Source organism: Lysinibacillus sp. GbtcB16 (assembly GCF_019091145.1).
Taxonomy (GTDB): domain Bacteria; phylum Bacillota; class Bacilli; order Bacillales_A; family Planococcaceae; genus Lysinibacillus; species Lysinibacillus fusiformis.
Genome location: NZ_JAGXJV010000110.1, coordinates 1 through 539, shown reverse-complemented (window position 1 = coordinate 539; position 539 = coordinate 1). Strand labels below are relative to the sequence as shown.

The following is a 539-nucleotide window of genomic DNA, read 5'->3' as shown; positions in this document are numbered from 1 at the left end:
TATCATCCCACTCATATAACGTTTCTGCGCTTCTTAAATACTTTTGCATTAGTAAGGGATTTACTGCAGTATTACGCTGATATGCTGCTCTACGTTCAATGCCTCTTATCGTTCCTGGTTCCTTTGCTGTACGCATCCATTCCAGTGCATAACGTAAATCAGTAATCATACTACCAATAATTGTTTTATCATTATCCGGTGCTGTTTCTTTTAAGTTTTCTAACTGATTTACTTTCTCTTTATATTGTTCAATTAGTTCCTGCATACCTTGTTCCTCCTTTTGTAATAAAAAAAGGACGTTGGTTATACATAGGAAACAGTTTCTTCCTATATATAATCAACGCCCTTAAATGTGGACTATTAATTTGTGTTTATAATTTTTTATATTTAATATGGTATGTGAAATTTTTATTTCAATCCCCGTTTCTTCAATTGAGATGTAATACACGATGGATTCTTTATGCCTAGCTTTTTTGCTATGTCTTTGAGCAACATACCTTTCTTTTTTAACTTTATAATTTTTATACAAAGTTTGTCCC

The 539-nt window shown here is 31.9% G+C and carries 1 protein-coding gene and 1 pseudogene; both read right to left on the bottom strand.

Features of this window, described 5'->3' with window-relative positions; genetic code table 11:
* Positions 1-265, bottom strand: a pseudogene (locus KVT27_RS23590) (RNA polymerase subunit sigma-24); the annotation flags it as partial.
* Positions 266-346: 81 nt separating this feature from the next.
* The coding region (locus tag KVT27_RS23585; protein ID WP_217582067.1) for a hypothetical protein at positions 347-539 on the bottom strand (193 nt) is incomplete at its 5' end.